This is a genomic window from Asticcacaulis sp. (assembly GCF_020217185.1).
Classification (GTDB): Bacteria; Pseudomonadota; Alphaproteobacteria; order Caulobacterales; family Caulobacteraceae; genus Asticcacaulis.
Genome location: NZ_JAIWNX010000298.1, coordinates 1 through 10000, shown reverse-complemented (window position 1 = coordinate 10000; position 10000 = coordinate 1). Strand labels below are relative to the sequence as shown.

Sequence of the window (10000 nt, the reverse complement as noted above, 5' to 3'; positions counted from 1 at the left end):
TACGATCGAACGCACTCATATAAACGGGTGGCGAGCTGGTTTCTGCGCCCGCGACCTCTTGCGAAGGCAAAGCGAGTTGTTCGGGGGATGGCCCGCCGCCAAAACCGAAGATCACCTGGCCAACGGCATTGGCCGCCCTCAGATCGGCCGCGCTGTAGTCGTAGCGGGTGGGAATACCGGACCGCGTACCGGGCGTCCATTCCGTCGAGAAAGGCCAATAAGCCTGACAGACGGTGTCGCAGGCGCCACTGGCAAACTGCGGTTCAGTGAGCGTCACACCGATATAAACATTTCCATCGGTGCCATTGGCAGACTGGGCGATCGTGGAGCTTATACTGCCGCCCCGCAACCACATCTGCTCATCCACCCCGACCCGGATGATGCCGCCCGACTGACCGCGCGTGGATACACTGCCGCCGGTCATGTTCAGCACCGTGGCACCGATGGTGATATCTCCGGCACGGCCTTCAGGGGCGACCGACTGTATAATAGCCCCTGGTGCAATATTCAAGGTACTAGCATAAAGCTCTATGCTACCGCTGTTTTTGACCGATTCAACACCATTAGCTGGTCTAGTACTAAAATCACTGCGAATAAACGTGCCAGATCCAAGATTGAGAGTGTTCGCTCTCAATATGATACGACTACCTGAACCACCGTCAATCATAACTCCGTCATCGATCTGAAGATCACGGTCCATTCCGATATTAATTATGGGCGCTTGCAAAACTATCTGACCGCCGGACGCAAGAAAATCGCTATTACTCAATCTCGTGAAACCACTCGCCAGCAAATCAATACGATTGGCGGTTATGGAAATGTTACCACCTTCATTGAAGAGAGACGACGAGCGGTTTGTATATGTTTGGCCGACATTAAAAATGGCATTCCCGCCGACTAAGCCTCCCCCCATATCCATTTCTGTATCGAAAAAGCTCAGGTTGCCGCCGATATTGAACCGGAGACTACCGCCAAGTCCGCTAGTACGTTCTATTGACCACCCAGACCCATCAAGAGCCTGATATACTTCTCCTGAAGCAGGACCAGAGCCTGTAAAGGTGACATCTCCGATGGTATCGAGCGTCATTAAGCCGCCGGAGCCTGCGAAATCCCCTTGGCTGCGAAATGCAAAGCCACTATTCGAAACCGCTAATCCGGCGGCTCGGATATTAATAATGCCTCCGTTACCGCCCGAAAGATTACTGACATTGATCGACGCATTGGTCAGATTGATCTGACCACCCGCATTGATAGTCAGAGTCCCACCTGTACCCGTGCCTGATCGCCCGTCCAGAGTGGCGAAGGTCGTGTTGAAATTGGTATTGGTGGCCGTTGATGTGCCCGTCAGATCAATATTTCCGGTCGTGGTAATCGAGAGCGTCCCGCCTGCGCGTTGTCCGCCCCGGGCCCCAAAACTGATGTCGCTTCCGGTCATCAAGAGAGAGGCCGCATTGAGCGTGACAGAACCGGCCCGCCCCGTTGGAGCGTCACCCGCTGCCATGTTCGATAACGCACTCATATAGGGCGCACTGCCGGTTAAACGAGGTACCGTACCGCTCGCCACGTCCGATGACACACTTATATAGGACCCATTTGTAAGCGAAATTTGTCCGCCTGCATTCACAACAATCGAACCGGCATTGCCGGGAGCCGCAGGGTTATAGGTGTTTTGATAGTTGTTAACGGCGCTGGCCACCGGTGCATGCGCGACCAGGCGACTGGAATTGGTCAGGGATAGGTTGCCACTCAGATCAAGGCGTATCGTACCTCCATCGTAAGTACCCGCCATGGTATTGATATAACTTTGATCAAGCGACATATTGGCCGCACGGATGATGACATCGCCCGCACGCCCCGGCCATGACGCCGCAAAAAAGTAACTTCTTGAAAGATCTAAATTGCCCGTCAGATTGACCGTAATCTGTCCGGGGGTCGCATTTGTAATGTTGCCTGCTACTGTCCTCGATATCCCCGATGAATAGGCCTGAAACGCCCCTCCTGAGATATCAATGGAATTCGTCTGACCTGAGGTCGGAGTAAAAAGCCAAAGGGTATCCGCGGTCGCGGCGTCACTAACGGCCGTACCATTGCGCAACTGAATTGTGCCACCGGACAGATAAAGATCAGCTACTGCGGCATAGGCCGCATTATTGTTCCTGAACCCATCAAGAAGGAGATTTCCACCAAACAGCGCGACACGTCCGTTTAATCCGACATCACCGCTTGACGTCCCTACGGCCCCGAGCCGCAATTGCGACGCGGCGTTCCGATTGGCCAGTATGACGCGATCCGTGACGCTGATATTCGCGGCCAGAAAGCTGACATCGCCATTGACGTTAGTAAGGTTTGGGAAGGTCTGGTTATTGCCGGTGATGACAATATCTCCACCACCAACCCCATTGACTGGGTCTCCGGACAAAAAGCCAAACGAGGCAATGGGGGCCGAACTCAGACTGCCAACGGGAGAGGCCGTCATGGTGATGAAGCTCTGATCGGCAAAATTCAGGCGCTGCGCCGTCGAGACATACAGGCTTCCCGGCACGTTGATCACTGAACTAGGCCCAAACAAAAAGCCGTTCGGGTTCAGCAGATAGAGGGAGGCGTTGGGCGCGCTGCTGGTAATCGTGCCATTGATATCGGACCGCGTACCGCCGGTCACACGGGCAATAATGGCCGTAAGCGTTGAGGAGCCCGTGAAATTCACGCTTTCGCCGGTTAACAGATTGAACTGGCTGAAGCTGTGCAAAACCGTTGTGCCGGAGGCATTTGTCTGTCCCAAGCCCTGCGAAACCACATAGTTTGGCCCTGACAGGTTGGCTGCAGGACCAACGCTGCCATCTGTGGCGATGCTGCTGGTCGGCACGGATTGCGCCACAGAGGCGCCCGACAGGATGACCCACGCCCCCGCCGACAAAAGCAACCGCGTCCTGAACTTTGACATGCCGGAAACAGACATCATCTTCCCCCTCTTACATCCAGTTACCGAGCAGAATGTACGGTGCCCAAAGATAGGGCGCCTCGCCTGCACGCAGTCGGTTGAGCTGGGCCTGACGCAGGGCCTCGGCCTTGCTCATCTGGTTTTTGTAAATCCCCGTGTAGAAATCACGCATAACCACAGGCGTTGTCTTGTCATCGACGGGCCACAGGCCACCCACCACAGAGCGAGCCCCCGCCTGGTAGGCCGAACCAGCCATGCCGAGCACCGCATCGGGCTCTCCGTGCGCCGTATCACAAGCGGACAAGACCAGCATATCCAGAGCGGTTCCGCTGACCGGAGCGACCAAAGCCCTTAATTCAGTCAAGGAGATACGTGAGTCATAGGCGCGGATGTAGTTTTCGGCGGCATAGGGCGAAAAGAAGGCGTGCGAAGCAATATGCAGCACAGTAGGGTTTTCTTCCTCTACGGCTTTCTTCAGGTTGGCGCTGGTGAATGTGTCTTCGCGCAAGGGACGAACGGGCAGCAGGGTCTCAAGTGTTTCAAACTCCTGATCGATGCCCTCCAGCGTACTGACGTTTTCATCCCCGGCCTTCAGTCCTGCCATCACCAGACGTGGAGATTTGCGGTTTACCGGCTCCGGATTGATCAAACTCAATCCCAGGGTCGTTGAAACCGCATAGGTTTCTATCGTGTATGCCCTGCCATCGTGCAGTGCCGCCCACGGCACATTCCGCAATTCCTGATTGGGGGAAAAAACAAGCGTCCGAACCTGTTGGAATTTCAGGGCGTGCACAGCGTCCCTGACGATGTAATCGTAGAGCGCGCGCGCCGCCGGCAGGTCTGAGCCGCGATCCCGGATGGTCTCTGACAAGGCGTGCGCCTGAGCTACGACCTCATGGCGGCTTACCCGGCGCTCGAAACGCTGGATCTGTACGGTCTTGCTGGACGGATTAACGGCACTGGCGAGAACAACCAGCCGATCCTCAAGCAGGATCGGGTAAAGAACCGCCGCTTGCGGATCGAGTTCTTCAATATCCCTGACCTCCGATATACCGAAGCGGATACAGACATCTGCGAAGTATTTTTCAAGGTCCACCAGACGACCCAGTTCCAGCGTATATCGCGCTTCGCGCAGACGCTTCTGGTCCTGATCGCCGGTCGTCAGAAGATAGGCGACACGGCTTTCCAGCGCCTGAAGCATCAGGGCGTGCAGATAGGCCCGCTGCTCCAGATCAGACAGTTGCGCGACCGACGGGCGCAGGGCCTGTACAAGTGACACCACACGCACATAGGCAAGGTCCGCATCCGCAGGATGCGTCCCCTTTTGCAGCAAGACCGCTTTTTGCAAGCTATATTCCAACTGACCGGCTTCATCACGCGCCTGGGTCGCCAGCAGTTCCGCTTCCCCGGTCAGGGACAGCGCCGTGTCCAACCGGCCGGCACGCGCGTACAACCTGCCCAGCAGGGCCATCGAACGTGCTCGAATTGCCCCATCGTCTTTGTCAGTAACCCTGGTCAACGCCCGATAAGCGACCTGATCATAGGCATCGCTGCGTTCGGCGTAGGCGCGGTTGATCGCCGCATCGGCAATCAGAAGCCACCCCTCGGCATAAGGTTCTGGCCCGGATGCCCGCTCCAGAGCCGTAGTCAATTCCCGCAGAACGCGAGCCCTGTATTCTGCACCGATAGCCGTGCGGGCATAAAGGACACGGGCCTTCACCTCCAGATCAACCCGTTGTTCCTTACTGGCATATCGAACAGCGGACTCTGCCCAGTCTAAACTGTCAGGGTCTGCCCTCTCAGGGCTCTGAACAGCAATACCGCTCACCCACGGCAAGACCGATGACCGGTTATTCTGTCGCAGCCGCACCTGTATCAGGTTCATGGCACTGCGTGCCGCCAGGTCGCGACGCCCGGCCGCTTCGGCTTGCCCGAGGCTTTTCCTGAAGGCCTTCTCGGCCTCAGATATGCGTCCGGTCAGGAAATAGACAAGCCCCGCACCGCCTTCGGCCTCGGCTCTCACAGCTGTTGGCTGACCCTCAGATGCCGCATCCAGATAGGCTTTCAGCGCTTCATCATAGCGCCCCTCATCGAGACGCGTGGTCGCCTCCCTGAGGTCGCTGGCGTGTACATTACCCGACACTGCAAGGCAGATCAGGACAACAGCTATAGAAAGATAATGCCAGCCCATTCCGCCCCCCAGCCATGCCAATCATAATCGGACGCGCCAGTAAGAGCACAACTTGCAATTTAGGAAAACAGCCGAAATAACGCTGTATTGGGAAAAAATTGCCCAGTTGCAGCGCAGCAACACCAGAGCCCGGCGATTTGGCGTGTTCCCTTGTGGCCAAACTATCTCACACGATGGCGTCTTTGATAAATTTTACGCGTATGCGAAAAAAAAGATTGACGCCTCGTGAATGTTATATGACGCTCACGTTGTTATCCAAAGGCGGATAACACACGGCGGGGCCACAGAAGGCTTCGCTCATCACCGGACAACGACGTCTCAGACCATTACCGCACAAGGGGAACCTGCGGTTTAGTCTGGGGCGTTTTTTTTTGCTCTTTTCAGGGGATATGACCGTGGCCCATCTAAAGCTGCGTCGGAAAAGTGCGCCCTTAATTTTGTGCGGCGCAACATTTTTAAGCGGGGTGTGTGCCCCGGCTTTCGCTCAGGAGACGTTTAGCGAGGCGCTGGCCATGGGCAAGCCCCTGCTGGAAAGCCGCCTGCGCTACGAAGGCGTCGATCAGGCGGGGCTGAAAAAGGGATCGGCCCTGACCCTGCGCAATCGCATCGGCTTTCAATCGGCGGACTGGAAGAACCTGAAACTCCTCGTGGAATTCGAAGACGTCCGCGCTCTGGATGACGACTATAACTCGACGACCAATGGCAAGACGCAATATCCGGCGGTCAATGACCCGACCGTGACCGAACTGAACCGCGCGCAGGTGGTGTGGACGCCGTCGAGCTTCACCACCGTCACCGCCGGTCGTCAGCGCCTCATCCTCGACGATGCACGCTTCATCGGCAATGTCGGCTGGCGTCAGGACGAACAGACCTTCGATGCCCTGCGCGTTGATACCACGGTGGGCAAGCTGGCCGTCACCTACGCCTATGTGTTTCAGGTCAACCGTATCCTGGGCGAAAGCGCTGACTGGGATTCTGACAGCCACCTGCTGAATGTCACCCTGCCGATCAATGAAGCCCTGAAGCTTCAGGCCTTTGATTACGCGCTCGATTTTGAGAATGCCAAGGCGAACTCGACCAATACCATAGGCCTCAAGGCGTCAGGTTCGGCCTGGGTATCATCCTTCAAGCTGGCCTATTCCGGCTATTACGCCAAGCAGACCGACTATGGCTATAACCCGGCCGATTTCGAACTGTCCGCTTCCAATATCGACGGGGCAGTGACCTGGGACATGTACACTTTCAAGGTCGGTTACGAGACCTTTGAGGGCGACGGCACGCGCGGCTTTATTACGCCGCTGGCTACGGCGCACGCCTTCAATGGCTGGTCCGATGCGCTGGCCTTCAATGGCAACAAGACCATGGCCAACGGGTTCAAGAACCTCAGCTACACCCTGACGGTGGCGGGCTACACCCATCCGTCCTTCCCGCTGATCAAGAACCCGACCCTGACGCTCGCCTACCACGATTTTGAGACGGAGCGCCTCAGCCAGTCGATCGGCACGGAGTTCGACGCGCAGTTTGCCTCCGGCCTGACCAAGAACCTGTCGCTGTTGCTGAAATATGCCGACTTTGAGCGCGCCAACACCCTCATGCCCGCCTCGCGCACCAAGGTGTGGGTCGGCTTCGAATACAAACTTTAAGGGACCGACTGATATGACCACCTTTTCCCGCCGTCAGGCCCTGATCGGGGCTGCCGCCACCGTCGCCGCCGCCAAAGGGCTTTTCCCCTCCGGGGCCTTTGCCGCCGGTAAGGGGCCGGAGGTTTCCGGTGCCAAGCTGGGCTTTATTGCCCTGACCGATGCCTCCCCCCTCATCATCGCCAAAGAGAAGGGCCTGTTTGCCAAATACGGCCTGCCCAATGTCGAAGTTTTGAAACAGGCCTCATGGGGGGCCACCCGCGACAATATCGTGCTGGGCTCACAGGGCGGCGGCATCGACGGGGCGCATATCCTCAGCCCCATGCCCTATCAGTTCACCCTCGGCGTCGGGGCGCGCAAGACGCCGATGTATATTCTGGCGCGGCTCAACACCAATGGTCAGGGTATCAGCGTCGGCAACGATCTGAAAAACGTGCAGGTCGGGCTGAACGCCGCCGGTGCCAGGGCCAAGTTTGCCCAGATGAAGGCCGCCGGCAATCTGGCCAAGGTGGCCATGACCTATCGCGGCGGCACGCATGATCTTTGGGTGCGCTACTGGCTGGCGGCCGCCGGGATCAATCCGGATACGGATGTCTCCACCATCGTCATCCCGCCCCCGCAGATGGTGGCCAATATGAAGGCCGGGACGCAGGACGTCTTCTGCGTCGGTGAACCGTGGAACGGTCAGCTCGTCAATCAGAAGATCGGCTATACCGCCACCACCACCTCCGAAATCTGGATGAACCATCCGGAAAAGGCGCTGGGGATGCGTGCCGACTGGGTCGATAAGTACCCGAATGCGGCCAAGGCCCTGATCGCGGCGGTCATGGAAGCCCAGCAATGGTGCGACAAGAACCGCCCCGCCATGTGCGCCATCACCGCCGGGCGTCAGTATATCAACGTACCGATCAACGACATCCTGCCGCGCCTTCAGGGCAAGATCAATTACGGCGATGGCCGTAATGTCTCCGGCTCAGCGCATCTGATGAAGTTCTGGGCCGACAATGCCGGATTCCCGTTCAAGTCGCATGACACCTGGTTCGTCACCGAAAACAAGCGTTGGGGCATTATCGACAACGACGTGGATACCAAGGCGCTGGTCAACAAGGTCAACCGCTCCGACCTGTGGCGCGAAGTGGCCAAACAGTATGGCATCCCGGCCCCGGCGGATTCCCGCGGTGTCGAGCGCTTCTTCGATGGCAAGACCTTCGACTGGACCAACCCCAGCGCCTACCTCGCCAGCCAGCCCGTCAAGAAGCTGGCCTGATTTAAGCCCCTCCCCAACCCTCTCTCCTTCGGGGGAGAGGGACATTGAGGTTTCCATGCCCTTTGAAGTTCACAAAATGACCTCCCCTCAGACTGATGTCTCCACAGACCCGGTCGCCGAGCATAACCAGATCCTTCTGGCGGCGGCGCAGGCCAAACAGATAGCGGCCTCCAGGCGGCGAAAGCTGGCTGACAAGGCCGGGAACTACCTGATGCCTCTGCTCACGGTGAGCGCCTTGCTCCTGATGTGGGAAGCGCTGGGGACCGCCTTTCCGGGTGGTCTGCCCTCGCCTTCCATGGTCCTGATGGAAGCGCAGGAGTTGATCTTTGATCCCTTCTATGACCGGGGCGGCGTGGACAAGGGCCTGTTCTGGCATGTCCTGACCTCCCTGTCGCGCGTGGGTATAGGCTTTGGACTGGCCGCCGTGTGCGGTGTCCTTCTGGGCGCCTTTCTCGGCACGGTTGATTGGGCGCGCAAGGGGACCGATCCGATCATTCAGGTCCTACGCACCGTGCCGCCGCTGGCCTGGTTGCCTATCTCGCTGGCCGCCCTGCGCGAAGCCCAGCCGTCGGCCCTGTTCGTCATCTTTATCACCTCCATCTGGCCCATCGTGATCAACACCATGGTCGGCGTGCGCAATATCCCGCAGGACTATGTCAATGTCGCCAAGGTGTTACGCCTGACGCCCGCCGAATACTTCTTCAAGATCATGCTGCCCGCCGCCACACCGCACATTTTCACAGGCCTGCGCATCGGGGTCGGCATGAGCTGGCTGGCCATAGTCGCGTCTGAAATGCTGCTCGGCGGCGTCGGCATCGGCTTCTTTATCTGGGATCAGTACAACTCGTCGCGCATGTCCGACATCATCGTGGCCCTCGTCTGGGTCGGTCTGGTCGGCTTTGTGCTCGACCGTCTGGTGGCCCTTGTGGGTCAGTACGTCTCGCGCGGCACCACTGCGGATTAAAAGGTTACCTCATGTCCAACCCGCTTCTTTCCCTTGAAAACATCTATGTCGATTTCGAGCGCGATGGCGTCATCTCGCAGGTGCTCGACAACGTTTCGCTCAGCGTCAATAAGGGCGAATTCCTGTCGATCATCGGCCATTCCGGTTGCGGCAAGTCCACCCTGCTGAACGTGGTCGCGGGCCTTGTGCCCGTGACGCTGGGGGCCGCCCTGCTCGACAACAAAGAGATCAAAGGCCCCGGCCCCGAACGCGCCGTAGTGTTTCAGAACCATTCGCTTCTGCCGTGGATGACCGTCTATGAGAACGTGCGTCTGGCCGTCGCCAAGCTCTACGGTGCCAGGGAAAACCTGAAACAGCTCCACGACCGCACGCTGCACAATCTGGAACTGGTCAAGATGACCCACGCGAAGGATAAACGTCCCGGCGAAATCTCAGGCGGTATGAAGCAGCGCGTCGGCATCGCCCGCGCCCTGGCCATGGAACCCAAGGTATTGCTGCTGGATGAGCCCTTTGGCGCGCTCGACGCCCTCACCCGCGCCCACCTTCAGGATACTGTGATGGAACTGCACGAACGCATCCGCTCAACCGTGCTGATGATCACACATGATGTGGATGAAGCCGTTCTGCTGGCCGATCGTGTGGTGATGATGACCAATGGCCCGAAGGCGCGCATCGGGGAGATCGTGGACGTGAAGACGCCCCGCCCGCGGGACCGTAAGGTGGTGATGCAGGATGCGCAGTTTGTCGAATGCCGCCGTCGCATCGTCAGCTTCCTCGAAGCTCACGATCACGCACCCGTCCCGCTGGCCGAACCGGCCTGAAACAATCAGCCCTGAGACAGTCGTCCATGAAAAAAACGCCGCCCGCAAAGATCGGGCGGCGTTTTTTTTTGCGTTTGGGCCTGTCTCATACCAACGGCCGAAGATGCTGACCGCATCCGGCCGTTGAAGAAACGAGGATTTCTCATATGTGTCAGTGACATGAGAAATCCTCGAATGGA

General features: G+C 57.9%; 6 protein-coding genes. 4 read left to right on the top strand and 2 right to left on the bottom strand.

Translation table 11 applies throughout. From position 1 onward, the window contains the following. Together LDL37_RS15300 and LDL37_RS15295 are read right to left on the bottom strand one after the other, a co-directional pair. Positions 1-2863, bottom strand: a 2863-nt coding sequence (locus LDL37_RS15300; protein ID WP_290799680.1) for a filamentous hemagglutinin N-terminal domain-containing protein, incomplete at its 3' end; no start/stop codon positions are given. 106 nt (positions 2864-2969) lie between these two features. Next, positions 2970-5129, bottom strand: a complete 2160-nt coding sequence (locus LDL37_RS15295; protein ID WP_290799679.1) for a CHAT domain-containing protein — start codon at positions 5127-5129, stop codon at positions 2970-2972. 512 nt (positions 5130-5641) lie between these two features. On the opposite strand from LDL37_RS15295, the gene LDL37_RS15290 reads away from it, so the two are divergent. The 4 genes from LDL37_RS15290 (at position 5642) to LDL37_RS15275 (ending at position 9821) form a co-directional block, all read left to right on the top strand. Beyond that, positions 5642-6772 carry an alginate export family protein gene (locus LDL37_RS15290; RefSeq protein ID WP_290799678.1) on the top strand — a complete coding sequence of 377 codons (1131 nt, stop codon included), beginning with the start codon at positions 5642-5644 and terminating at the stop codon, positions 6770-6772. Positions 6773-6785: 13 nt separating this feature from the next. Next, positions 6786-8036, top strand: a complete 1251-nt coding sequence (locus LDL37_RS15285) for a CmpA/NrtA family ABC transporter substrate-binding protein (protein WP_290799677.1) — start codon at positions 6786-6788, stop codon at positions 8034-8036. A gap of 76 nt (positions 8037-8112) precedes the next feature. After that, the gene (gene ntrB / locus LDL37_RS15280; RefSeq protein ID WP_290799676.1) at positions 8113-9000 is read left to right on the top strand and encodes a nitrate ABC transporter permease; all 888 of its coding nucleotides are present in this window, start codon (positions 8113-8115) and stop codon (positions 8998-9000) included. Positions 9001-9011: 11 nt separating this feature from the next. Next, positions 9012-9821, top strand: coding sequence for an ABC transporter ATP-binding protein (locus tag LDL37_RS15275; protein ID WP_290799675.1), 810 nt, complete (start codon positions 9012-9014; stop codon positions 9819-9821). The last annotated feature ends 179 nt before the right edge of the window (positions 9822-10000 follow it).

Excerpts from the sequence above, each read along its gene's own strand:
- LDL37_RS15275 (WP_290799675.1), top strand. The coding sequence starts at position 9,012 with ATGTCCAACCCGCTTCTTTCCCTTGAAAACATCTATGTCGATTTCGAG.
- LDL37_RS15285 (WP_290799677.1), top strand. The coding sequence starts at position 6,786 with ATGACCACCTTTTCCCGCCGTCAGGCCCTGATCGGGGCTGCCGCCACC.
- LDL37_RS15295 (WP_290799679.1), bottom strand. The coding sequence starts at position 5,129 with ATGGGCTGGCATTATCTTTCTATAGCTGTTGTCCTGATCTGCCTTGCA.
- LDL37_RS15290 (WP_290799678.1), top strand. The coding sequence starts at position 5,642 with ATGGGCAAGCCCCTGCTGGAAAGCCGCCTGCGCTACGAAGGCGTCGAT.
- ntrB (WP_290799676.1), top strand. The coding sequence starts at position 8,113 with ATGACCTCCCCTCAGACTGATGTCTCCACAGACCCGGTCGCCGAGCAT.